Origin of the sequence: Streptosporangium sp. NPDC002544, assembly GCF_040295965.1 — a bacterium.
Taxonomy (GTDB): Bacteria; Actinomycetota; Actinomycetes; order Streptosporangiales; family Streptosporangiaceae; genus Streptosporangium.
In genome coordinates, this window is sequence record NZ_JBEOWJ010000060.1 from 14,286 (window position 1) to 37,886 (window position 23,601).

The 23,601-nt window shown below is 68.5% G+C and carries 23 protein-coding genes and 1 tRNA gene; 12 read left to right on the forward strand and 12 right to left on the reverse strand.

Annotation, left to right across the window (positions count from 1 at the left end; all coding sequences use genetic code 11):
- Nucleotides 1-108: 108 nt before the first annotated feature.
- Nucleotides 109-1,362, reverse strand: coding sequence for an NsdA family TPR-like regulatory protein (locus ABT061_RS46470; protein WP_350930118.1), 1,254 nt, complete (start codon nt 1,360-1,362; stop codon nt 109-111).
- A gap of 448 nt (nt 1,363-1,810) precedes the next feature.
- Between ABT061_RS46470 and ABT061_RS46475 the strand changes: the two genes are divergently transcribed.
- Both ABT061_RS46475 and ABT061_RS46480 read left to right on the forward strand, forming a co-directional pair.
- The gene (locus ABT061_RS46475; protein ID WP_350930119.1) at nt 1,811-2,077 is read left to right on the forward strand and encodes a hypothetical protein; all 267 of its coding nucleotides are present in this window, start codon (nt 1,811-1,813) and stop codon (nt 2,075-2,077) included.
- A 683-nt stretch (nt 2,078-2,760) separates the two neighbouring features.
- Nucleotides 2,761-3,237, forward strand: coding sequence for a site-specific integrase (locus ABT061_RS46480; RefSeq protein WP_350930120.1), 477 nt, complete (start codon nt 2,761-2,763; stop codon nt 3,235-3,237).
- On the opposite strand, the gene ABT061_RS46485 is transcribed toward ABT061_RS46480, so the two are convergent.
- The 3 genes from ABT061_RS46485 to ABT061_RS46495 all read right to left on the reverse strand — a co-directional run bounded on the left by ABT061_RS46485 (nt 3,230) and on the right by ABT061_RS46495 (nt 6,628).
- Nucleotides 3,230-3,646, reverse strand: coding sequence for a DUF5958 family protein (locus tag ABT061_RS46485; protein WP_350930121.1), 417 nt, complete (start codon nt 3,644-3,646; stop codon nt 3,230-3,232). The genes ABT061_RS46480 and ABT061_RS46485 overlap by 8 nt on opposite strands.
- A 115-nt stretch (nt 3,647-3,761) precedes the next feature.
- Nucleotides 3,762-4,676 (reverse strand): transposase, encoded by a 915-nt coding sequence (locus ABT061_RS46490; protein WP_502991635.1) that lies wholly within the window; start codon nt 4,674-4,676, stop codon nt 3,762-3,764.
- A 53-nt stretch (nt 4,677-4,729) separates the two neighbouring features.
- Nucleotides 4,730-6,628: a sensor histidine kinase gene (locus ABT061_RS46495; RefSeq protein WP_350930122.1), complete on the reverse strand. Its 1,899-nt coding sequence runs from the start codon at nt 6,626-6,628 to the stop codon at nt 4,730-4,732.
- Between the two features lie 1,740 nt (nt 6,629-8,368).
- Here ABT061_RS46495 and ABT061_RS46500 point away from each other — a divergent pair.
- Nucleotides 8,369-8,980, forward strand: a complete 612-nt coding sequence (locus tag ABT061_RS46500; RefSeq protein ID WP_350930123.1) for a DUF6461 domain-containing protein — start codon at nt 8,369-8,371, stop codon at nt 8,978-8,980.
- A 39-nt stretch (nt 8,981-9,019) separates the two neighbouring features.
- Here ABT061_RS46500 and ABT061_RS46505 read toward each other — a convergent pair whose 3' ends face one another.
- The 3 genes from ABT061_RS46505 to ABT061_RS46515 all read right to left on the reverse strand — a co-directional run bounded on the left by ABT061_RS46505 (nt 9,020) and on the right by ABT061_RS46515 (nt 11,958).
- Nucleotides 9,020-10,261, reverse strand: coding sequence for an NsdA family TPR-like regulatory protein (locus tag ABT061_RS46505; protein ID WP_350930124.1), 1,242 nt, complete (start codon nt 10,259-10,261; stop codon nt 9,020-9,022).
- A gap of 516 nt (nt 10,262-10,777) precedes the next feature.
- Nucleotides 10,778-11,608 carry a hypothetical protein gene (locus ABT061_RS46510; RefSeq protein ID WP_350930125.1) on the reverse strand — a complete coding sequence of 277 codons (831 nt, stop codon included), beginning with the start codon at nt 11,606-11,608 and terminating at the stop codon, nt 10,778-10,780.
- A gap of 224 nt (nt 11,609-11,832) precedes the next feature.
- Nucleotides 11,833-11,958 carry a hypothetical protein gene (locus ABT061_RS46515; protein ID WP_350930126.1) on the reverse strand — a complete coding sequence of 42 codons (126 nt, stop codon included), beginning with the start codon at nt 11,956-11,958 and terminating at the stop codon, nt 11,833-11,835.
- A 27-nt stretch (nt 11,959-11,985) separates the two neighbouring features.
- Here ABT061_RS46515 and ABT061_RS46520 point away from each other — a divergent pair, with 27 nt between their 5' ends.
- Nucleotides 11,986-12,198, forward strand: a complete 213-nt coding sequence (locus ABT061_RS46520) for a tyrosine-type recombinase/integrase (protein WP_350930127.1) — start codon at nt 11,986-11,988, stop codon at nt 12,196-12,198.
- Between the two features lie 87 nt (nt 12,199-12,285).
- On the opposite strand, the gene ABT061_RS46525 is transcribed toward ABT061_RS46520, so the two are convergent.
- Nucleotides 12,286-12,362, reverse strand: a tRNA-Pro gene (locus tag ABT061_RS46525).
- Nucleotides 12,363-12,472: 110 nt separating this feature from the next.
- On the opposite strand from ABT061_RS46525, the gene ABT061_RS46530 reads away from it, so the two are divergent.
- From ABT061_RS46530 to ABT061_RS46545, 4 genes are all read left to right on the forward strand, one after another.
- Nucleotides 12,473-12,910 (forward strand): hypothetical protein, encoded by a 438-nt coding sequence (locus ABT061_RS46530; RefSeq protein ID WP_350930128.1) that lies wholly within the window; start codon nt 12,473-12,475, stop codon nt 12,908-12,910.
- A gap of 465 nt (nt 12,911-13,375) precedes the next feature.
- The gene (locus ABT061_RS46535) at nt 13,376-14,050 is read left to right on the forward strand and encodes a hypothetical protein (protein WP_350930129.1); all 675 of its coding nucleotides are present in this window, start codon (nt 13,376-13,378) and stop codon (nt 14,048-14,050) included.
- Between the two features lie 6 nt (nt 14,051-14,056).
- Complete coding sequence (locus ABT061_RS46540; protein ID WP_350930130.1) at nt 14,057-14,707, forward strand: hypothetical protein; 651 nt, start codon at nt 14,057-14,059, stop codon at nt 14,705-14,707.
- 2 nt (nt 14,708-14,709) lie between these two features.
- The gene (locus tag ABT061_RS46545; protein ID WP_350930140.1) at nt 14,710-14,904 is read left to right on the forward strand and encodes a hypothetical protein; all 195 of its coding nucleotides are present in this window, start codon (nt 14,710-14,712) and stop codon (nt 14,902-14,904) included.
- Between the two features lie 174 nt (nt 14,905-15,078).
- Here the strand turns inward: ABT061_RS46545 and ABT061_RS46550 are convergent, their stop codons facing one another.
- Both ABT061_RS46550 and ABT061_RS46555 read right to left on the reverse strand, forming a co-directional pair.
- On the reverse strand, nt 15,079-15,534 hold the full coding sequence (locus ABT061_RS46550) for an ATP-binding protein (protein ID WP_350930131.1): 456 nt from the start codon (nt 15,532-15,534) through the stop codon (nt 15,079-15,081).
- Between the two features lie 119 nt (nt 15,535-15,653).
- The gene (locus ABT061_RS46555) at nt 15,654-16,430 is read right to left on the reverse strand and encodes a SigB/SigF/SigG family RNA polymerase sigma factor (RefSeq protein WP_350930132.1); all 777 of its coding nucleotides are present in this window, start codon (nt 16,428-16,430) and stop codon (nt 15,654-15,656) included.
- A gap of 193 nt (nt 16,431-16,623) precedes the next feature.
- Here ABT061_RS46555 and ABT061_RS46560 point away from each other — a divergent pair, with 193 nt between their 5' ends.
- Nucleotides 16,624-16,995 carry an STAS domain-containing protein gene (locus ABT061_RS46560; protein WP_350930133.1) on the forward strand — a complete coding sequence of 124 codons (372 nt, stop codon included), beginning with the start codon at nt 16,624-16,626 and terminating at the stop codon, nt 16,993-16,995.
- A gap of 120 nt (nt 16,996-17,115) precedes the next feature.
- Here the strand turns inward: ABT061_RS46560 and ABT061_RS46565 are convergent, their stop codons facing one another.
- Together ABT061_RS46565 and ABT061_RS46570 are read right to left on the reverse strand one after the other, a co-directional pair.
- Complete coding sequence (locus ABT061_RS46565) at nt 17,116-18,174, reverse strand: enoyl-CoA hydratase/isomerase family protein (protein WP_350930134.1); 1,059 nt, start codon at nt 18,172-18,174, stop codon at nt 17,116-17,118.
- Nucleotides 18,175-18,289: 115 nt separating this feature from the next.
- Entirely contained in the window at nt 18,290-19,006 is a 717-nt protein-coding gene (locus ABT061_RS46570) for an ANTAR domain-containing response regulator (RefSeq protein WP_350930135.1), read from the reverse strand.
- 125 nt (nt 19,007-19,131) lie between these two features.
- Between ABT061_RS46570 and ABT061_RS46575 the strand changes: the two genes are divergently transcribed.
- The 3 genes from ABT061_RS46575 to ABT061_RS46585 all read left to right on the forward strand — a co-directional run bounded on the left by ABT061_RS46575 (nt 19,132) and on the right by ABT061_RS46585 (nt 23,461).
- The gene (locus tag ABT061_RS46575; RefSeq protein WP_350930136.1) at nt 19,132-20,991 is read left to right on the forward strand and encodes a SpoIIE family protein phosphatase; all 1,860 of its coding nucleotides are present in this window, start codon (nt 19,132-19,134) and stop codon (nt 20,989-20,991) included.
- Between the two features lie 235 nt (nt 20,992-21,226).
- Entirely contained in the window at nt 21,227-22,180 is a 954-nt protein-coding gene (locus tag ABT061_RS46580) for an anti-sigma factor RsbA family regulatory protein (RefSeq protein ID WP_350930138.1), read from the forward strand.
- A 126-nt stretch (nt 22,181-22,306) separates the two neighbouring features.
- The gene (locus ABT061_RS46585) at nt 22,307-23,461 is read left to right on the forward strand and encodes a glycosyltransferase (protein WP_350930139.1); all 1,155 of its coding nucleotides are present in this window, start codon (nt 22,307-22,309) and stop codon (nt 23,459-23,461) included.
- Nucleotides 23,462-23,601: the final 140 nt, after the last annotated feature.

Below are 23,601 nucleotides of genomic sequence, written 5' to 3' on the forward strand. Positions count from 1 at the left end.
CCATCAGCCAGCTCACCTGCCGATGTCATTCGGTCCGAGCCGTCCTATGCCAACCGTCCTCAGAGCGTCCGTTGCGTGAGGATGAAAAACATTCAGCAGTGATCATTCTTAGTCTGTACGGCCAGTAGCCGTAAGCGCCTCCTGCAAAGTGGTCACGTGGGATGACTTCCGCTTCTTGAGAAGGGCTGAGACGTCGACCAGTTCCTTGCGGGCGTGGCGGTTCAGCTCGACGGCATCGGCCACGACAGGAAGACTCACCTGTACGGCCGCCGCCGCATCTCCGGCCTCGGCGTGGGCCTTGGCCAGACACGAGCCGTACCAGGCACGATCCCGCTTGTAGCTCCCCGGCAGGCCGGACAACCCATCCGTCAGCAGGTCGATCGCCTTGGGCCAGTTGGCCAGGTGCAGCTCGGTCATGCCGCGCTGTAGGCGGAACCAGGTCTCGTCGTAGAAGTACATCCACACCGGCTCGTCGTCGGCGTGCTCGGCGGCCCGGCGGATCAGCGCCTCGGCCTCGTCCAGCAGCGTGCGGGCGGGCCTGGCGTCGCCTGCGAGCGCGTGACCTCGGGCGGCCATCTGCGCGGCCATCCCCCGCACGCCCGGTGTCACCCTGCCGTCGTGCCAGCGGGCCGCGTCGGCGAGCCGTACGCACCTGCGGGCGTTGCCCGCACTCCATGCCTGGTGGGCCTTCATGCTGAGCGTGGTGGTGGCCATGTTCACGTCGCCGATCTCCAACGCCCAGTCATGGGCGCGGTCGTACCAGGTCAGTGCGGCGGCCTGGTCGTCGATGTCCAGGGACATCCACGCGACGAACTGGGCGTACTGCGAGGCCAGGTCAACCACCGTGTCGGCCAGCGATCCGCGGGCGCCCTGGGCAAGCTCGACCACCACGCCGAGCTGTTGCCGCACGATGTCAAGCAACGGACGCGAGCCGATGGTGTCTTCGACCTTGCGATGTTCGGCAAGACAGGTCGCCAGCCAGTCCACGGTGCGCTGATCCACTCGGCTGGGTTGCTGGACACTGCGGGCGATCCGCTCGAACAGATCGGCATCGGGTGCGACGGTCGGCAGGGGCAGCGCGGGTACCGGGAGGCTGGGGCGCTCGGCGAGGTCGAACAGGTCGGTCTCGGTGCTCCGCAGCGCGCGGGCGTACAGCAGGCGGTAGCGCTCGCTGGGGTAGTGGTCGCCGCGTTCCCATCCCCGGATCGTCCGGGTGAGGTCGTCGATGCTGGGCAGCTTGCCGCGCTGCTCTCCTGCGACCTCCTTGAGCCGACGTGCCATGTCGGCCACGGTGCCGACCTTGGCCTTGCGCTCGTCGCGCAGTCGTACGGCCCACTCGGGGGGTGTTCCTGGGGTGCCCATCGTTCACCTCCGGATATTCGCGGATACGGCCGTATCCCTGGCTATCTCCCATTGTCATCGTGCCCTGCCGGAGTGCGGCGGCTTAGCTGAACGTGATGATTACTTCACGGGTTTCGACGGCTGACGATCCGGCTCTGCGCTCGATGCAACGGCTTCATACGGAGCTTGAGAGTCTCGGCATCACCTCTGATGTCCACCATGGGCACGGTGCGGCCGTGCTGAGCGTGTGGGTGGACCTGCTCGTCTGGTCCGACGGCTTTCGCTTCATGTGGTAGAACGGCGAGCACTCCGCGCGGACGGGTCGCAGGAAGTACGCCGCTCACCCGGCAGACAATCCGGCGACAGCCGCTCGCCGGATCGCTGACCGTTACGCCGCTCTCCGCGCGACGCACCCCGCGCCCCCTCCCAGAGTGGGGGCGGCTCCGTTGTGATGGTGCTTGAGACGTGCGTGAGCCCGCACCTGGGCATGGCGCAACGTGATCACGTTCGGCTCGACTGGCACAAGCCGCACCACACATTGGAGCGGGTGCGGCCGGTGGCATGGACCTGCGTGTGCCGTGCCACGGTCTATGAACTGTGCGAGGGCGGCGGGCGGGCGTTCATCCGGCGCACCACGCAACTCGACGGCGGCCACCAGGTGGACGAGAGTCACCGCTGGTCGATCGCTGAGGCTCGGGCGACCTGGACGGCGCTGCTGTCCGGGAAGGCCCGGTAGAGACGGGCGTGGCGGCGTGTGCTTCGGAGGGACGGCGTCGCCACGCCTGCCAGGAGTCCACCATGCACGGCTCCTGGCCCATTCCTCCCCCGCCCCCGACAGCTGCCAGATTGTGTGCCCCGACCGAGGGGTCAACTCCGTCTTCGCGTGTCCGTCCGCCCCGACGTGCACAGCAACCCTCACCCAACAGGTACGGACGGAGTTGACGCCGACCGAGGGACACGAACACTCCGGTAGCGGGGGCGGGGGAGTCACGGCCCGCAACCCTGAAGACCTTTCAGCGGGAGCGGAGACGGCCGGCGCAATGCCGAAGGCACCCCGAAGGGGCCGCGAAGCGGTTGGGCCGGCGGTCGCAGCGGCAGGCGGCAGCGCGTACCAGGGGCGGCGGGTGCGTTCGGTTCGGCGGGTGCTCGGTGCGGTGGGCGGCGGGGTTCGCGCGTTCGCGCCGGGCGGGTGCGGGCCGGGACCGGCCTCCAGGCCGCATGCCCGGTCCCGATGTCCGTCCGGCGCGGGCGGGCGTGCCGCGCCGTGCGGCAGCGCGGAGCGCTACCGCCTTGACCAGGCGGAAGCCATCCTCAAGGCTGCGAGCGACACGCGGATGTACGCCTACGTGGTGCTCTCCCTCCTCATCGGTGCCCGGACCGAGGAACTGCGGGCGCTCGTCTGGTCAGAGGTGGATCTCGATGGCAAGCCCGGCACCGACACTCCCCCGTGGATCGCCGTGTGGCGCTCCGTACGGGAAGGCGGCGACACCAAGACCCGGAAAGTCGCGAAGATCTCTCGCGCCGCCTCGTCGCTGCGTCGAAGCCCTCCGGGAGCACCGGGCGCAACAGGCCAAGGAGCGGGAGACGGCGGGCGCGAGGTGGACGGAGAACGATCTCGTCTTCGCCTCCCTGGTCGGCACTCCCCTGGACTCCCACAACGTACGGCGGGCGTTCCGGAAGATCATGAAAGACGCCGGGCTGCCCGCGAAGGACTGGACGCCTCGGGAGACGCGGCACAGCTTCGTCTCGCTGCTGCCCGACTCCGGCGTACCCCTGGAGGACATCGCGCAACTCGTCGGCCACAGCGGAACCGCCGTTACCGAAGCCGTCTACCGCAAGCAGATCCGTCCGGTCCTGCTCGGCGGAGCCGCAGCCATGGACCGGATCTTCACGTGAGCAGATCCATCGGCCTCCGGGCGGTCCCCAACTGGTGCCATGCGTGACTGCAACCGCCAGCGCAGTAGCGCTCCCGTCGGCGCTGGTCCGCGACAGCCAGAAGAGCGACCAGAAGCCGAAATGCCTTGACCCGCTCATCCTGCGGCAAATTGATGATCTTCGCCAGCTGCTCAATCAGCCGGCCACGTGTGATCAGTACTGCCGGTGTATGGGTGGGCCGTATCCCCGCCAGACGCACACTCTCCGGCCCGTCCTCGACAGTCGCGCGAGCCTGAATGCAGTACCCGGAGAGGTCGCGCAGAGCGACGAATTGCTCCTCAGCGGTCAGTCCCTCGAACCATTCGACGCCCCACGACATGGGCCGCAAGCCCTGCGCCAGCTCATTCAGGATGACCTCACGCTCGTACACGCGCCCCGCTCCCCTTGACCAGAGTCACGACCTCACAGGTGGACGTCCCCATTCCAAGTCACACCAAGCGACATCTGCCGCCGACGTTAGAGACGCGCCGAGATCAGATCCGTTGTCACTCAGCATATGAAAAAGGTGTCACGTGATCACGTGACACCTTATCCGACCAGCCAAAACCTGGTCGGAACGGCAGGATTTGAACCTGCGCCCCCTTGACCCCCAGCCACAAGTTGGGGGTCTGGGTAGATCCGACGGAGTCGAGCGAGGAGCCTGCCCCGCGTAAACATCCCAAGCGCACTTGACTCCAGCTGGCTCCCGATGTCTCACCTGACCCTGCCGAAGAGGGGTTCACGCCGGCACTCAGCTTCACCTCATCTCGCCGGCGAGCCGGGCCTTTTTGACGAGACGGCCCCATCGGTGCGCTGCGGGCGAAGGCCTGGGCGATGGCGGCGCGGTAGGCAGATCTCCATCTGCCGCCCGGTTCTGCTGCGCCCATCGCCAAGCCTCTCGCTGTAGCGTCCGGTCGATCTTGAGCCTCTGCCTGTCCTCCCGCGCAGTGGCGGATCCGGGACATCAGGAGTTCGTAGCTGCCGATCAAGGCCAGTGAGGGCCAGGCGGCGATGATGCGGCCGATCAGGCTGGGCTCGGCGACGGCGATGTTTGCGCCGAGCCGGGCGATCTCGCTCACCCGGCGCAGCTCCTCGACCATCACCCGGCCCGAGACCTTCCTCGGCGGGGTATGCAGCCGCTCCAGCTCCGAGCGACGCTCACCGTCCGGGCGGTCGCGCAGCCAGGCGGCGAGCGCCTCCGCTGACCGCTCGGGCAGCACGTCGACTGGCCGACTGGTGGTGATGTCGATCAGGATCGTGCCGTAGGTGTGGCCGCGGTGCAGGGCGAAGTCGTCCACGCCCAGCACCTGGGGTCCATCGTTCGGATCAGGGTCGGGCAGGGATCGGATCAGCCTGATCAGCGTCATCCGGTTCGCCGCGGCGGCCAGGCGGTGGGTGAGCCGGGCGGCTACCACCACCACGACGGCGCGCTCGTCGGCGTCGTGATGATCGGCCTCCCGACCACCGTCGCCCGCTACTGCTCGGAGCTGATGCGGGCCCCGGCCGTTGCCTGATCTCCTGGTTCCCGCATCCGGATCGGGATCGTGGCCAGCAGTGACGTGCCTTCTCCCACGGGGCTCATGACGTCCATCGTCCCGCCGAGCGCCTCGACGCGGTCCCGGAGACCGATGAGCCCCGAGCCGCGGCGGGGATCGGCACCTCCGCCCCCGTCATCGCGAACCGAGATCCGAACGCTCTCCTCCTCCACCGTTAGGTCGACGTACGCCACGGAGGCGTGGGCGTGCTTGGCCACGTTGGTCAGGGCCTCGGACACGATGTAATAGGCGGCCACCTCGATGCTCTCCGGCAGGCGCCGGTCGGCGCGTACGCCGAGCTCGACCGGGACGGCGGAGCGCCGGGCGAGCATCTTCAGAGCGGGCCCAAGGCCGCCCTTGGAGAGGATCGCCGGATGGATGCCCCGCGAGAGCTCCTGCAGGTCTTCCACGACGCCTGTCAGGCCGCGGACGATGCGGGACGCCTCTGCTCGCAGTTCCGTCAGCTCGTACGGCACGGCGGCCTCCATGGCCCGCAGTTGCAGCCCGAGCGAGACAAGGCGTTGCTGGGCTCCGTCGTGCAGATCGCGTTCGATGCGATGCCGGGTCTCGTCGGAGGCGGCGACGATGCGGGTGCGGGAGGCGGCGAGCTCGTCGCGAGCCTGGGCGTTGGAGATGGCGGTCACGACGAGTTCGGTAAGGTCCAGCATGCGCTCCTCCACGGTTTCGAGTCGGAACTCGGAAGTTCTGAAGGAAGCGATCATCACGCCCCACAGGCGTTCCCCCACGTTGATGGGGCTGCCGATCGTGGACGTGATTCCCCGCGTTCGTGCCCACGCGGCGATCTCTCCAGATCTGTGGTCATAGCTCCTGATCCGCATTGACCGCCCGGTCTTCAGCACCAGCGTCGCGATGCTGTTCTCGTCCTGCGGCCAGCGCGAGCCCAGGGGCAGTGTGTCCTCAGGGCCACGATCGCTCCACGAGCCTGCCACGACGATCGCACCATCGGGCTCGTAGCGTCCTATCGCCGTGCAATTCGTCTCGAGGATGAGGCCCATCTCGCGAGCGACCGCGCCGAATATCTCCGATGGTGGGACCCCGCGTGCGACCAGCGTCGCGACACGCCGCAGCGCGGCCTGTCCCTGCGCCACCCGGCGGAGTTCGTCGCGGCTCTCCTCAAGGGCACGGCTGATGGCCTCACGATCGTGTGCCGCGCGCAGCAAGGCCTCAAGCGAGGGCACCACCCGGTCGTGCAGCCGTCGCGTGGTCGCCTCCGGCAGGTCCGCGGGGACGACGAGCGTACCGAGTGACGTGGCACCGTCGCGCAGCGGCAACGCCCTGTGGCGTTCGTCGCCGGCGACCGGTTCGAGCTCGATCGCCAGGAACGGCAGCCCCAGCATCTGGGCCAGGCGGCGGGAGACCGTCGGCAGCGCCGAGCGCAGATGTTCCGTACGCAGCAGAAGGCGGGCCAGCCAGGCGTCGAGATCGGCCTCACGGTGGCGCTCAGCGGCCTCGATGGCCGCCGACCGCACCAGCGCCGTGGCCAAACTGACCAGTAGCGCGACGCCGAGGAAGACGAAGAGCGGTATCCACGACCAGTTACTGATGAGGGTGAAGGTCCTGACGGGCCGGACGTGGAAATAGTCGAAGGCGACGCCGCTGACCACCGCGGTCGCCACGCCCAGCCACAGACCCCACACCATCGAGATCGCCACGACGCCGAGCAGGTAGATTACGCCGAGAGTGTTCCCGGGCGTGACGGCCGCGATCGGATAGTCCAGCAGGGTCTCTGCCACGATGCATATGACCGCGGTGACGATCCCCAGCAGGAGGGGTGGGCGCACCGGGCGGAGCAGCAGCGACATCAGCCGTGTGCACATAACCACCAAAATACTCCTATATCACACCGGCTGATTGCCACAGACCAGCGGGTCGGCCAACCGAGGGCACGATCAAGAACGCCGCTTCATTTTTGGCCCGCGGCGACTGCCGGTACGGCGGACGGATCCAGACAGCAGGTCCCGGCCTCTGGTCCATCTACATCGAGATGCGGAGGGGCCCGGGGATGGAGGCGCCGCCGACTGCTCCGTCCTGTTTGTCGGAGGTCACCAGGAACAGCGGTCGCTGATCAACAGGCGCATAAACGTTGATGGGGAATGACAGCACCCACCGCCGCCTGATGGCTTCTTGGGGCTTGGCAGGCTCGGACCGGATGGGGGCCTCAGACCGCGGTGATCGCCATCCGCTGAGTTACGCCGCTTGGGCGCGGCTGAGTTCAGTTCAGAGCCTGGACGACGTACAGGCCGGCCAGGGCCGATGGCCAAGGTGCCCAGCAACAGCCGCAGACCAGTTTCCGGCAGACGGGGCTGTAGGCAGGCGCCGACGTAGCCGCCGATCAGCCCGCCCAGACCACAGCAGGCCCAGCGCTCAGAAGGGTGCAATGTCGCCGTGGGTGGTCAGCGCCAGGACGGCATAGGTGAGGGCTCCGGTGATCGAGGTAAGGAACGTCGAGGCCGGCGCGGCGGGCGACCTTGGCGACCGGAAGGCCGCGCCCGGCCAGAATCGGCCCGCAGCGACCCGCCACCGATGCCGTATATCCCGCCTACCATCCCCACGGCCACTGCGAGCGCGCTGATGGCACGCGCAGAGGGCCCATCCGGCGCGCTGTGGCGGGGGGTGGGCGCAGAGTGCACACGCACAGCCACAGGTCCAGCGGGGAGAGTAAGCACGCGACCAGGAGGCGGAACACCCTGGGGGCGGAAGGATGAAGACCCGCACGAGCGCGCCGATGACGACGCCGGGCAAGGTGCCGAGCACCAGCAGGCGGGTCAGTGGGCCGCCGAGGTGGCCACGCTTGCGGTAGCGCAGCAGCGCACCAGGGCCGGCCGCGACGTTGAACAGCAGGTTCGCGGGCGTCACTGCTGGGCTCGGCACATTCAGCACGCTGAGCTGGATTGATAGCAAGAACACGGCTGTTGCGCACATCGAAGAAGCCGAAGTTCCAGAAGCCGGGCCCCTGCGGGGTGAGCGAGGGGAAGGTGTACAACTTGGCGTCGGCGATGGGTGCCTCGCCGAGTATGAGCCTGGCGGCCCGGTCCTGGTGGTGCCAGCCCGCGTGATCCGGCAACTGGAGCACAGACCCGACGCCTTTACGATGTAGATCACAATCATGCCTCGACGACTGCGACCCGCATCCATTTGAACAAACCGCAGCCACACCCGCCCCAACGTCCCGGAATAGGCGGCAGCCTGCGACAACGACAGGCACCAGGGTGTCAGCAACTGACGCCGCGTCCGGGCAACGAACAAACCACAAAGCCGTGATCACAATTCTTGTGATCACGGCTCCGAGCTGCGAAAACGCAGTCGGGACGACAGGATTTGAACCTGCGACCCCTTGACCCCCAGGCAACCCAGGTGGGGGCGGGACCATGCCTGATACCCGCCCCCACCTGCGGATACGGTCCACGGTGATCCACCGACGTCCAGCCTTGTCCGGGGTCGTTGTCACTCAGTTGGTCACTCAGGGACATCACTCGGCGTTCCTTCGCTGGCCGGGGGCGAACCTTTTTGTCGGGGACTACTGCGATCATGCCGCTCACTTGATCAAAGGAGTGGCGATGACAGAGACCCCCGAAGAATTCCCCTGGCTCTCCGAACACGAAGCACTGGGTGAAATCTACTGCGTGTCCTTCGTTCGGGATCTCTCCCCGGAGGAAATCCTCCGCCGGTTCGGCGTAGACGAGAGCACCATGGAGGAGGTCACGTCCGACGAGTTGGGCGAGCGCTCGGTGGAGAGCATGAGGGACGACGCGGCCGGTTACATCGGCGCCGTGAAGGTCGGTGACTGGACCCTGGTCATCGAACCAGGAGGATGGAAGATCGCCGTCGACTCCGAGATCATGGCTCGGGTCTCGCGGGGAACCGAGGTCGTGTCGGTCTGCCGTCATGACTACGCCTCGGACACTTTCGCCTACATCGTCGACGGGCAGCCGGTCGTCTGGTTCGACCCGATGCTTCCGGACGCGCGGTCAGGCAACGATCCGGACCGCTTCATCAAGGAGATGCGCGAAGTCGGCCTGGACCCCGAGTACGACATCGACATCGACGACTCGCACATCGACTTCCCGATAGAGCGCTCGTTCGCCTTGGCGAGCAGGATCACCGCTCTTCCCTTCTCTCCAGAGATGTTGGAGCTGCGATTCCTTGGCGCAGAACCCCTGGAGGACTGATCGGCAGGTCCCCATACGGAGACTGGCCTTCTAGCGGGCTCAGGCGCTCATGGGGTAGCGGGTCAGCAGCTCTCGTACCTCGGGAACGTCGGCGTAGGGCTTGAGCCGTGCCAGGACCACGCGGGCGCGCTGGGTGGTGCGGTCGCTGGTGAGGTCGGCGGACATGTCCAGCATCCGCGACGCCGTGTGCACTGCCTCCTCGGGCTCGTTGGCATCGGCGAGAGCGACGGAGAGCCATGACAGGTACAGCGCGACTTCCCGGACATGGGTGGCGTCGTAGCGCGTCAGAACTTCGGTCAGCAGAGGAACGGCGCGCAGCGGGCGGCGCAGCTCGGTGTGGGCGCGGGCTTCCATGATCTGGAGTTCGTCGGGGCTGACCCAGTACAGGTACGACGGTTCTTCGGCTCCTGCCGTGCTCGCCAGGGCGGCGCTCGCTTCGCCCAGTGCCCTGATGGCGGGCTGGGCCTCTCCGGCGCGGGCATGTGCCCAGGCGAGACGGTCCCAGGTCAGCGCGCGGATACGCGGTGAGGCGTGCCGTCCGGCCGTGTCCAGTGCGGCGCGTGTCAGTGCCACGCTTTCCTGCGCGTCGCCGACGTTGGCGATCTGGTAGGCCAGGGAGCCGATGAGGTTGGCCTCCAGGGAGCCGTCTCCGGCTTCGCGGGCGGCGCTGATGCCCAGTTGGTAGGTCTGGGCGGCTTGGTCGTGCTGGCCCGCGTCGCTGGCGATCCATCCGACGATCTGTGCCAGTTCGCCGATGTTGACCAGCAGCGCCCGGCCTGCTTCCTCGGTGTGGGTGCCACATCGGTAGAGGCGTACCGCCGCGTCAAGCTCGCGGAAGGCGGGCCGGATCAGGTCGCTTCCGGCGATGACGTCATCGGCGAGCCGCAGGCCGTGAACTCGTGCCGCCAGATCCCGCACGATGCCCATGCCGACCCTTCTCCCTGTCCCGGCGGGAAGGCGGGACAGTGGATCACCTTCGGGCATGATCGCGGCGAGTACCTGGGCCGGTGACCTGCGAGCTGCATTGTTCGCCAGGTCGAACAGCTCGGCCTCGGGGAGATCGAACGCCCGGCAGTACAGCACCCGGTAGGGGTCCTTGGGCTGGTGCTTGCCCTTCTCCCAGTCCTTGATCATGCGGATCAGGGATTCGCGGGTCGGCAGGTGGGCGCGGGTGCTCTCATCGGCCGCCTCGGTGAGTGCTCGTGCCATCTGCCGTTGCGACCACAGCCGCTCGCGTCGCTCGGCGCGCAACCTCAACGCCCAACCCGGAATCTCGTCCATCACCGCGCCCTGGGGGAGAGATGGGAGACCTGCCGTCTCCCCCAGTCTCCCCTAGCCCTTGCTCCTCGCCATGGAGGCGTCCCTGGTGAACACCGAGTGGAGACGGCCGGCGCAATGCCGAAGGCACCCCGAAGGGGCCGCGAAGCGGTTGGGCCGGCGGTCGGAGCGGCAGGCGGCAGCGCGTACCAGGAGCAGCGGGTGCGTTCGGTTCGGCGGGTGCTCGGTGCGGCGGGCGGCGGGCTTACGCCGTGCCGTCCCGGCTGGCGCGGGCCGGGACCGGCCGCCAGGGCCGCACGCCCGGCCCGCTGGCCGTGCCGGGACGGCGGGGCGTGTCCCGCCGTGCGGCGGCGCGGAGCGCTGCCGTCTTGAACCAGTAAAGAAACTCTGAGCCACCTCATGATCGGCGTCCTGTTGGTCGCGAGGTCAACACTCCAGTCGTGGATCGTGGCCTTCTGGCTGGAGCGCCTTCGTGTACACCGGATATCGGGACGCCTTGGCCGCTTGGAGCGGCGGTCGTTATCCGGCGGCCGGATTCAGGGGGACGGAGGTCTCAGGCATCGACCAGTCCGAGGGCGTCACCACATCATCGGCGGAAGGAACTGCGATGTCGGTTTCGGCGCCCCAGCCGGTCAGACGAGCATCGACGACATACGAGACGTGGACGTCACCGTTTTTGGAGAACGGTTCGCTCCACGAACCCCAGGCCCTGCGCACCAGCTGGTCCTCACCGAGCCAGAGCCGCCAAGATATCTTGGCCTTCGCTTCCTCTTCGGTGGGCTTCACCACGAGTCCGAAGGGGAATCCGGGAGAGGCCTTGTAGAGCTGACCGAGGGTGATCGTGCCTTGGTAAAGCGTGGTACGAGTGCCGTCGTAGATGCCTGCGGGGCGCTTGACCTTGGTGGTGGCCAGCACCGCCTTCAGCATGACCGGATCGGCGAGCTTGATCCAGCCAGCGTCCAATTCCGGCCGGACCTCGTTGTTCTCATTGAGGAGCCAGCTTTTGCCGTCGGGTATGTAGTCGTTTTGGATGTACTGGCGGCCCTCAAAGATGATCTGCCGTACGGGGTCGATCCGTTTTACGCGGTCGGAGTCATGTGCCATATCGACGGCTACGATCTTGCCCTTGCCGAACTCGGCGACGGCCTTAGTCCAGACGTAATCCTTCTCCTTCTTCTCCTCCGTGGCGGTGCGGACCATCGACATCTTCACCCCCCGGTTCTCGACGAGCTGGCGCTTGAGAGCGTCGATCGGGTCGGCGGGAGCCCCCTGGGCGTCCGCAGTGGTACCGAATCCAGCCACCATCGGGACGACCAGCATGACGGCCGACGCAGCGATCCATCGCCTCATCTGAAAACGTCCTCCCACGCGTACCCAACACGGTGAAGGGCTGCAGCGTGATCTTTACACTCCGACATCTCGCCCTAGTTACAGCGCCTCGCCACCAGGCCGGTTACTCCGGCAATAATCAGCCAGACGCTTGCCGCAGGAGGTTGTTCTCGTGGGTAACGGCCGACGAATCCTGTGGCCTTCAGGCACCTTCGCCAGCAACATCACGCTCTGCGGCTGGACTTCTAGATCATTAGGGCGATGCCGTTGTCGGCGAGTTCTTCGGGGGTGAATACCGCGCTGGTGTCGTCGGCGAGTTCGGCGCTGTAGCCGATCTCGTATCTCTGGTCGGTACTCCCCTGGACTCCCACAACGTACGGCGGGCGTTCCGGAAGATCGTGAAAGACGCCGGGTTGCCCGCGAAGGACTGGACTCCTCGGGAGATGCGGCACAGCTTCGTCTCGCTGTTGTCCGACTCCGGCGTACCCCTGGAGGACATCGCGCGACTCGTCGGCCACAGCGGGACGGCGGTGACAGAGGCGGTCTACCGAAAGCAGATCCGCCCGGTTCTGCTCGGCGGCGCGGAGACGATGGACCGGATCTTCACGTGATGGGAGCGATAGTCACTCAGTTAGTCACTCAGAATGCAGAAAGGGTGTCTCCCTTTCGGGTGACACCCTTGCCGACCAGCTAAAACCTGGTCGGGACGACAGGATTTGAACCTGCGACCCCTTGACCCCCAGTCAAGTGCGCTACCAAGCTGCGCTACGTCCCGGTTGTGCTGCGCACCTCTCGGGTGCACGTCATAACCTTAGCGCAGATCGGGTGGGCTTCGCACACGGCGACGTCCGTCAGGACAGGCGATCGCGCGAAAGGTGAGGGTGCGTGGGGCGCAAGGCGTTGATCGACCAGGAGGAGCTGCGGCGGCTGGCCGGGCGGGGGCTGTCGAACGCGGAACTGGCGGCGCGGTTCGGGGTGAGCGAGTCCGGGATCTTGCAGGCGAAACGGGCCGCCGGGCTCTCGAAGCCGATGCTCGATCACTCGCGGGCCATCCCCTGGAAGCTGGACCGCGCGCACAGCCAGTCGGGGCCCGCGACGAACCTGCGGAACCTGTCGTCCGTGGCGCAGGGGCGGGCGATCCCCGCCGAGAAGCTGAACACGGCGCTGCGCTGGGCCGGGCGACTGGTCGCCGCCGGCCTGGACATCTCGTACGAGTCCGGCAGGGGGTTCACCGAGGTTCCCGCCTCCACGGACGACTGGCTGGCCGCCAGGGTGCTGGCCGAGGCCCGCAGAGCTCTCGCCCCCTCCGAGGAGCAGGCCTGACGGGCTAATGCATGCCTGATCCTTCATCCCCGGCCTGGGAGCCGAGCACTCCGCAGACCGGGGCTGACGGCCCGCTCTGGGGACCGGACACCGGTTCATGCTCCGGGAGTGCAGGCCCGGTCTGGGGACCGGACACCGGTTCGCCCTCCGGGAGTGCAGGCCCGACTTGTGGACCGCACCGATCCCCGCGCCAAGGGGTGAAGGTCCGGGACCGGATACCGGCCCGCAGGCCGGTAAATCGGAGATCGGGCCCGGGATTCCTGCCATGGGTAATTCATAGGCGGCCGCCGAAGCCGGGAACCGCATTCGAAAACGCGGTAAAAGAATATCCAATACCCGACAGGACCTGCTAAAACATCAAATCCAGATGAAGTGGCGGGGAGGCAATAAATGTCGGCGGCCGGTTTCGAGGCCTGACCCCAGGGCAGCGCACGGGGACAAGCGCCTACACAACCGGAGGCAGACATGTCCACCGTGATCTGGGTGGCCGTCGCGGTGGTGGTGATCGCCGCAGTCGGCTATCTCGTACTGCAGCAGCAACGCCGGCATCGACTTCGTGACCGCTTCGGCCCTGAGTACGAACGTACTCTGCAGGAGCGTGACAGCAGGCGCGACGCCGAGCAGGAGCTCAGAGCCCGCGAGCAGCGCTTCAGCTCCCTCGACATCCGCACCCTGGACGCGCAGACGCGCGAGATCTACACGAGGAAGTGGATGGAGGTCCAGGAACGTTTCGTGGACGCTCCCGGTTTCGCGGTGACGGAGGCCGACCATCTGGTGACCTCCGTGATGGCCGAACGGGGCTACCCGACCGAGGACTTCGAACAGCGGCTCTCCGACCTGTCCGTCGCGCACGGCCGCACTCTCGACCACTACCGGCAGGCCCACGAGATCAGTAGCAGGGCCGCTCACAAGGAGGCCTCAACCGAGGAGCTCCGGCAGGCCATGGTGCACTACCGCGCCCTGTTCGAGGAGTTGCTCGCGGCTCCCGGCAGCGAGGTCAACGGTGGGCGGAGTGCCCGGCAGGCCGATCTCGCCGACCGCGACCCCCATCACCATGATCCCAGGCAGCCGGATGCCGCCACCCCCGAGACCACGGACGGCAACGAGCGAGCCTACCGACGCGATCCCCAAGGACGGTGACCCGACGTGAACAATCGCTTCAACCCGGACAACGACCGACTGGTCCACAAGCAGGAGCCATCCGCCCCTGACACCGATACCCGCGCCCCCCTGCCCGGCGACCGGCGCAACGTGCCGGCCGACCGCGACGGCGACGCGCTCCCCCAGGACCCGGCCATGACCCCGGGTACGCCGGTGACCGGCACCGGCTCGCACGACGCCCTGGACGACACCGTGGACGACACCGCGCATGACGCCGTACGTGACCACGTGCCCGCCACCGACTCCCCGATGACCCCCGCTTTCCCCGGAAGTGCCGCGGACCGGCAGGGCGACGTGCTCGACGAGGGCGCGAGCCTCACCGGCACCGAGCGGGCCGACCGGGCACCCGCCACGGCCGAGACCCTCTTCGACCATGACTCCGACGATGTGCTGCGGCGCTGGCAGGAGGTCCAGGCCGGGTTCGTGGACGACCCGCGCGACGCGGTACAGCGGGCCGACTCCCTGCTCGACGAGATCACGACCTCTTTCAGGAACGCTCTGGAGGTTCGGACCACCGAGCTCCAGGGACGCTGGAAGAACACCGAGAAGAACGACACCGAGGATCTGCGGACCGCCCTGCGCGACTACCGCACGACCCTGGAACAGCTTCTCGACATCTCCGCTGGGACGAGGTGACCATGCTCGCCATCGCCGCCGCCGTCGTGTTCGGCCTCGGACTCCTGCTCGACCTGATCAATACCAGGATCGGTGGGATCAGCGGGACGACCTTCCTGCTTCTCGGACTTCTGCTCCTCGCTCTGCATCAGGCCGGGATCGGCTCGGCCGGCCCTCGGACCACCACCGGGGGCGGAGGCTGGCGCCGCAGGCGCTGACCCCCGGAGGTACGACCGCCGAACGGGAAGGGGTCCCGCCCATATGGGCGGGACCCCTTCCCGTTCGAACCTCGGAAAACGGTTCGGAGAGTCAGCCATCAGGAAGCGCCCGGACCGGCGTCCGGGCGCAGACGGAAAAGCCGTTCCTCCGGCCCGGAAAAGCCGGAGGAACGGCTAGACCTTGAACGACATGGTGATGAACGTGCCCGCGGCCCCGGTCTCGAACTTGATGTCGGAGCTGACCATCCGGGCCACCCACAGGCCCATGCCGCTGGTCGCGTGCGGCCCCGGGGGCGTCTCCCCCGGGGAGGGCCCGGGGTCCCACTGCCCCTCGTCGTGGATCTCCACGACGAGGGTCCGGCCGACGGTCCACATCCGCAGCATGGCCTTGGCGCTGGTGTGGCCGTGGGTGACCGCGTTGGTGGCCACCTCGTTCAGCGCCACCAGAAAATCGGCGAGTCCGTCCTGTGACATGCCGCTCCGCACGGCCTGGGCGGCGGCGAAGTCGCGCACGTCGGGAAGATCGGGAAGGCAGAAGGCGAGTTCGGCCACCGCGGTCCCCGCGGGAGAAATCCTGGAACGGGCGCCGCTCGCCGTGAAGCGAGCCGGACGAACACCGTCCTCGTTCACCCGAGATCCGCCTCCCCTGTCCCGGTCCGCTGTCGTCCTCAGAATCCGGGATTCGTTCAAAGGCACCTTACGCCACGTCCGTTGTCGCCGACTGAGGTGCCCGGTAACAGAGTGTGTATTCAGCATTCGGCGACAAGTTCCGCACGGAGCTGGTCGAGCACCTTTCGCAGGATACGGGAGACGTGCATTTGGGAGATCCCGAATTCCGCGGCGATCTCGGCCTGGGTCATGTTTCCGAAGAAGCGCAGCAGCAGGATGTTCTTCTCGCGCGTCGGCAGCTTGTCGATCAACGGCTTGATCGCCTCGCGGTCCACGAGGGTGCCCAGCGCGTCGTCCTCCTCGGGGATGACGTCGCCAAGCGCCGCCGCGTCGTCGTCGGCGCCGAGGGGGGCATCCAGCGAGAGCGCGCTGTAGGCGGCGGAGGCGTCGAGGGTGAGCAACACGTCCTCTTCGGAGATGTGCATCCTCACAGCCAGCTCGGCGACCGTGGGGGCACGGCCGAACTCCTGGCTGAGGTCGGCTACCAGGCGGTTCAGCTCGGCCCTGCGCTCCTGGTAGACGCGGGGGACGCGAATGGCCCAGGTGCGGTCGCGGAAGTGGCGCTTGACCTCACCGGTCATGGTGACCACGGCGTAGCCGCGGAAGGGGTGCCCGAGGGTCGGGTCGAAGCCGTTGATGGCCTTCATCAGCCCCACGTACGCGGCCTGCAGAAGATCCTCCATCGGCTCGCCGCGGTAACGGTAGCGGCGGGCGATCTCCATGGCGAGGTGGCGGTGCATCTCGACGATGCGCTCACGCAGGCGCTCGGCTCGGTGGTCGGAGACCTCGGGCAGGGACATCTCGGCGAGGAGGTCCTCAGCGGTCATGTCGGTGATGTCGAGTGCCTGAACAGACATTGCTGCTCCCTGGTATTACTGTCGGGCGAGCCGACCACGGAGCAACGTCCGGGCAGACGGCATCGCCTCGACTGATTTTCGAGGCGAGGCCCTCTGCTGGACCTCTGGTTCCACCATTCCCCTGAATCCTGGAGTATTACTCGCCCGCAGGTAACAGTAAGGTTGCTAATCGAATGGTGCGAGGAGGCTCTGAGTGACGGTGTCGGAGAACGGTGAGAGATCTGCAGCCCTGACTCTCACGTCGGCGCTCGTCAGTGGGATCAACGTGATCCGGGTGACGGGCCTGCTGGACGCGACGACAAGGGACCAGTTCGCCGACTACCTGGCGGCACAGACGAGCGAGCACGGCCTGGACATGGCACTGGATCTGGGCGGCGTGACCTTCATGGACTCGCGGGCGTTGGGGCTGATCGTCCACCACTGGCAGGTCAGCACCACCGCCGGCGCCAAGTTCGCGCTCATCGGAGTGGAGTACGCCAAGACCAAAGTGATGTGGATCACCGGTCTGGCCCAGCGGCTGCCCCTCTACGACACGATCGACGACGCGATCACCGCCTTCGGCTGAGGCGTTTTCCATGGATCCTCACGCCTACCGCGGCCGCCCGGCGGCGGCGTCGCCCATGACTCCGTCATGAGCCCCTCCTCCGCCTCACGGGGCATCCGGTGGGCCGGGCGACCCGTCTGATCACCCTGACGGCATCACCTCGTCGACCATCCCCCACGACAGGGCAGTCGCCGCGTCGATGGGCTCACCGGTCATGGCGAGGTAGAGGGTGCGCCAGCGGCCGACACGCCGGGGGATGCTGACCGTGCCGCCCGCGCCGGGGATCAGCCCCATGCCGATTTCCGGCAGGCGGAAGGTGGTCCCGGGGTCGGCGATCACGGTTCCGGCGAAGGCGGGCAACTCGATCCCGGCTCCGACGCAGCTACCGTGCACGCGTACCTCGACCCGGTCCGCGAGCTCGTGAACGAGCCTTCCCGCGCCGCCGCGGGTGCGCACCAGATGCGCGGTGGTGAGATCAGGAGTGGTGCCGAACTCGTCGAGGTCGCCCCCGGAGCAGAAGGACGGCCCGGCACCGTCGATCACCACCCGGGTAACGGTGTCGTCGAGCACCGCGAGGCGCATGGCCTCGACCAGGGCGTCACGGACCTCCCGTCCGTAGGCGTTCCGCCGCTCCGGCCTGTTCAACGTGATCAGCAGGCGGTCGCCGGCCCGGTCGATCAGCACCGGTGGTGCCACCGCCACGGGCACCGGCCGGCGGCGGCGGCCATCAAGCCAGCGGCGGAACTCGGGGCCGCCGAGCAGGGTCGAGTAGGCCAGGGATTCGACGTCCAGCGCGGTGCTGACCTCCAGTGCCTCCGTCATCCTGAGGACGGCGCCGAAGACAACGGAGGTCTGCGGATTGCGCAGCGCCGCGCTGTGCACGGCCGTGAGCCGCTCCTCGGGGTCGGGAACGGCGACGCACTCGCGTCCGGTCGGCCCGGCCGTCCCGACAAGGGTCAGATCCAGCGCCTGCGCCAGACCCACCGCCTGTGCGGGCAACGGCTTCCCGGTGATCCCGATCAGCAGCCGGTCGCAGGCGCGTGCCCGCGTCAGCGCCCGGTCCAGCGTCGCCGCGTCGGCGCCGCCGTCCAGTTCCACCCCCACGATCGGCTCGCACACCCCTTTGGACATGTCGAGCAACGGGCCGTCGGCGGCGCCGTCCGCCAGTTCGGCGACAGAGACACGCAGCAGGTCAGCCACCCGCTCCCCCACTCCGTCGATGGATCATCGGCTTCCCTTTCCTCTGTCCCGTGGGCACCAGACCCGATCACCACTACGGCTCACCGCCCTCGACACGGCGCCGGTGGACGCCCGCTCAGCCGGTTTTCTCGCCCTGGTTGCGCTGGTGCTCGTCGACCAGCAGCCTGGCCAGGTCCGCGACCTTCACCTGGTGGTGCTGGGAGATACGGCGCAGCTCGTCGAAGGCGGCCTCGGCCGAGCAGCCGCTGGACTTCATGATGATGCCCTTGGCCTGGTCGATGATCGCCCGGCCCGCCAGGGCCTCCTGCATCTGGGCGGCGTCGGTACGGACCTCGTCGTAGTCCCACAGGTTGGCGAGCGCCACCCCTGCCTGCTCGGCGAGCATGTCGGCCAGCGGTGGGACGTTCCTGGCGGCGAAGACGCCGGGACGCACGCCGTACAGGCCGAGAACCAGGACGGCGTGCTCGATGGTGATCGGCATCACCAGAACCGAGCGGACGCCGCAGCGGACCGCCATACCGACGTACGCCGGCCAGCGGGACTCGCGCAGGACGTCCTGGACGACCACGTGGCGTCCGGTGGCGCGGGCCTCGGTCGAAGGCCCCTCACCGAGTTCCTCCTCGCCGTCGAGGAGCACGATGAGCTCGCTGTGAGAGGCTGAGACGACCATGCGTTCCTGGCGCCAGAGTTCGGCGGACCCGCCCGCGCAACCGGGCACACCGCCTGCGAGGGTGGCTGTGAGCCCGCGTAGCACGCTCTCGCTCGACGTCTCCTCGCTGACCCTGCCGAGGACCGCCAGATCCCGGGCCAGAACGGGAGTGACCATGTCCATCTCGCGGCTCCCCTCCCTGTGTCACTAACTTAACCACTATCCGACCACGGATCGATTCGACCTATCGGGGTGGCGTACCGTCTACGACGGGACCAGCCCACTCCGGCCCCTGACGAGGACGAGCATTGACCGACGCCATTGGCCTGCAGAGCCTGGAGCAGGCGCTGAGCGCGCTGAGCGCCAGGGTCTCCTCCCTGCGCGAGGCGAAGTCCGCCTACCCCGCCGACCCCCGGTCCACACTTGACGCGGCGTTGGCGGAGCTCGACACCGCCCGCGAACTGCTGGAGACCTCCGTGCGCGAGCTGCGCAAGGCGCCCAGGCGGTCGGGCCAGCGGGAGAGCGGATCGCAGCGGGAGCTCAAGCTACTGCGGCAGGTTTTCCGCACCTTCCCCGTCCCGCTGGTGGTGCTGGACGCCTCGGGTGTGGTCCGGCGGATCAGCGCCGAGACCTCCCGGATGCTCGGCAGCCCGGCGGGGTATCTGATCGGCCGCTCGTTCCCGCTGTTCGTCGACGTCTCCCGTCGGGCGGCGTTCCGCTCGCACCTGACGGCGGTCCAGCAGGGCGGTCAGACCGCGACGTTCCAGACGCGGCTGGCCCACCAGGGCCGCGCGCACACGGTGCAGCTGGCCGTCACCCGGCTGACGATGCCGGGCGAGCCGCAGGAGATGGTCGCGGTCATGATCCTGCCGCTGGAGGCGCAGGTGGCGGGGCCGCCCCATGGCCCCGCCGACCGGTCGGACGCCACCCTGGTCATGGCCGCGGCACGCCGGCAGGAACTGCTGGCCAGGATGACCCGCCTGTTGCTCGACGAGGAGAGCCTGCGCCAGCCGGTGACCGTCACCAGGGCCGCGCGGCTGCTGGCCTCGGAGTCGGCCGACTGGGTGATCGCCGACGTGATCCGCGACGGCGTCCCCGCCCGCGCCTGCGTGCTCGGCCCGAGCGACAAGCCGGTGACCCAGCTGGTCCGCCTCGCCGAACAGCTGAACCCGCTGGCCGCACCGGCCATCGCGCACGTGCTGACCGGCGGCTCGGGCGTGGTGCACGAGATGCTGGAGGACGAGGGGCTGCTCGGCGACGTCCCCGGCGGGCCGCCCCTGCTGCGGGTGATGGGTGCCGCCTCGGTGCTGATCGTGCCGATCGGCGGCGAGGACGACGTACTGGGCTCCCTGACCCTGGTGCGCCTGCGCGACCGTGAACCGTTCTCGCTGGCCGATCTGGGGTTGATGGAGGAGATCGGCGTCCATCTGGGGCTCGCGCTGCGCGCCCGGCGCAGCTTCCAGACCCGCTCGCGGGCCGCCGACGCGCTGCGCACCAGCGTGGTGCCCCGGAGCCTGCCGGACATCCCCGGATTCGAGGCCGCCGCCATCTACAACGCGGGCTCCAGCCCGGTCGGCGCCGAGTTCTACGACGTCTTCCGCACACATGACGGGTGGGGTTTCGCCCTCGGAGGCGCCGTGGGCAAGGGTGAGGAGGCCGCGTCGGTCAGCGCCATGGTCCGCAACGGGCTGCGCGTGCTCAGCGTCTGGGAATCCGACCCCGGTGAGGTGATGCGCAAGCTGAACCAGGCCCTGACCGCCCAGCACAACGGCATGTTCGTGATGGCCGTGACCGGCTTCATCCGGGCGCGCAAGATCAGGCTGGCCAGCGCGGGACACCACCCCGCCGCGCTGCTGCAGCCCGACGGCGGGGTGCGGTTCACCGCGGGGGGCGGCGTGCCGCTGGGCATCGCCGCTGAGGCCGAGATGTTCACCGAGGAGCTCACGCCGGCCTCCGGCCAGACCCTGGTCTTCTACTCCGACGGCCTGGTCGCCTCGCAGAACGAGCTCGGTGAGTCCTACGGCGAGACCAGGCTGGCCGACGTGCTGGCACGCTGCGTGACGCGCTCCCCCGCCGAGATCGTCAAGACGGTGGAGGAGGACCGGCACGCGTTCTCCGGCGGGAGAGTTTGGGATGAGATCGTGATACTCGCCCTGCGTGTCGTATAACTTGGCTAACTCGGCGTGGCCTGCCGGTCTCACCGAGCGACGAGGGACCGCACCCGGCGGCGCCCGTGTCCGGCCAGGTGGGGCGGAGAATGAGATCATTTCAGGGTCGGTCCCCTGCCGGTTGGAGCGGGCCGGCTCCGAGACCGAGCGGCTCCCCCTCGACGCGTCGGCCCCCTGCCGGTTGGAGCGGGCCCGACGGGCGCCCCCGCCGCTCCCGCGACCACGACGATCTTCCATGACCTCCATCCACCAGGCCGCGGTCTACGGCTCCGACCGGCGTTTCCTGGAGATCGCGCTGCCGTTCGTCCGGGACGGGCTGGCCAAGGGCGATCCGGTGATGGTCACGACCACCTCGGCCAATCTGGAGCTGCTGGCGGTTGCCCTGGGCAGGGAGGGCCGCCTGGTCGACTACGCGGAGAGCGCGTTCCTGGGGCGCCGGACCGTGGAGCGCGCCACGGCCTTCCACCGCTACTGGCAGCGGCGCGGGCCCGAGGCCCCGCGCGGGGGTCACGTGCGGATCCTCGCCGAACCGGTGTGGGCCGGCCGGGCGCCCGCCGACGTGCGGGCCTGGCAGCGCATGGAGTCGGGCCTGAACCTGCTGCTGAAAGGCACCAACGTCTGGATGATCTGCCCGTACGACACCAGGACCGCGGGTCAGGCGGTGGTCGCCGCCGCGAGGCGCACCCATCCCACCCTCTCCGAGGACGGCGTCTCGATGGTGTCCTGCCCCGAGTACACCGATCCGGTGGGTTTCATCGGCGAGTGCGACTCCGTCCCGCCTCTCGAACCGCAGGAAGGCTCGGCCGGCGCGCACGTGGAGACGCTCCATGCCCTGCGGGCGTTCGTCACCGGCCAGGCCTCCTGCATGGGACTGAGCCACGACCGCGCGACCCTGCTCTCGGTCGCCGCCCACGAGGTGGCCACCCTGCTGGAGCCGCCCGTGACAGTACGGCTGTGGGAGCGGCTGGGCGCGATCACCTGCCATGTCGACCGCCGAGGCAGGCGCGTCACCGACCCGGTCGCCGGTTTCCTCCCGCCGGGACCGGCGCCGGGACCGGGGGACGGGCTGTGGATCGCCCGGCAGCTGTGCGACCGCCTCGACATCCACAACGACCGGGATGGATGTGTGATCCAGCTGCACGTCCCGAGCGCCAGGGCCGAGGAGTCACGGCAGAGCAGGAGGTATTGACCTCCGCGGGTTTGGCTCCGGCTGAGATCGGGGTATGGTTAGGGCAATGCAGACGTGTGCCTAAGACGCAGGCACCCCTGAAGGAATAACAGGCTTTCCATGCCTATCTCCTCCCAGAGGTGTGCCGTGAACATTGCATTCGTCTCCTCCGAGGCTCTCTCCTCCACCCGGGACGAGTCCGATCTCGCCTCCCAGCGCGCTCACCTGATGGCCGTTGCCCGTGAACTCGGCCGGGAACACAAGGTCACCATCTACGCCCGGAGAAACTCCGACCTTGACAAGCCCAAAGTTCGCGTGTCGCAGGGCGTCACGCTTGAGCACCTGACCGCCGGGCCCGCGCAGGATCTTCCGGAAGACAGCGTGCTGCCCTACCTTTCCGACCTCGGCGACCAGCTGATGCACCGCTGGGGGCAGGACCGCCCCGACGTCATCCACGCGCACTCCTGGACCGGCGGGCTGGCCGCCATCGCCGGTGCGAACGGCCTGAACGTGCCGTTCACCCAGACGTTCAGCAGCGAGCACCCCCGCGACGCCAAGCGTGTGCGGCTGCAGCGGGCCATCGGGCGCCGGGCCAGCGCGGTGATCGCCGGGTGCGGCGACGAGGAGAGCTCGCTGATCCGGCTGGGCGTGCCGCGCCGCAGCATCTCGGTCATCCCGTGCGGTGTCGACGTCGAGCGGTTCCGCCGTCAGGGGCCGGCCTCCGCCCGCGGTACCCGCCCCCGCCTGCTGCACGTCGGGCCGCTCACCGCGGAGAAGGGCGTGCACACCGCGATCCGCGCCCTGGAGGGCATCCCCGACGCCGAGCTGATCATCGCCGGTGGCCCGGCGGTCGCGGACCTGGAGCACGACGCCGACGCGCACCGCATGATGCTGCTGGCCAAGGAGATCGGCGTCGACGATCGGATCACCGTTCTCGGGCACATCCCGCACTCCGCGGTCGCCAAGCTGATGCGCAGCGCCGACGTGGTCGTCTCCCTGCCCCAGGAGGCTCCGGCCGGCGTCGTCGTGCTGGAGGCCATGGCCTGCGGCGTGCCCGTCATCGCCTCGGCGGTGGGCGCCCACCTCGACTCCGTGGTGGACGGGGTGACCGGCCTGCTGGTGCCCGCCGACCGTCCCGCGCAGACCTCCCGCCTGACCCGCGAACTCCTCGCCGACCCGACCCGCCGCACCGCGCTCGGCTTCGCCGGCGCCGACCGCGCCCGGTCCCGCTACTCGTGGGAGCGGATCAGCCAGGAACTCGTCCACGTCTACGAGGTCGCCCTCTCCGGTTCCCTCCGCTGACCGCGCCCACCGCGACGGCCGGGCGCCGTCGGCCGCCCGTCACAGGTGCGGAGCCGATGCCTACAGCCTGTCCACCCTGCGCAGGAATCCGCGCACGTCCAGGAAGTCGGCGAGCGACCGGCGGTGCTCCTCACAGGCCG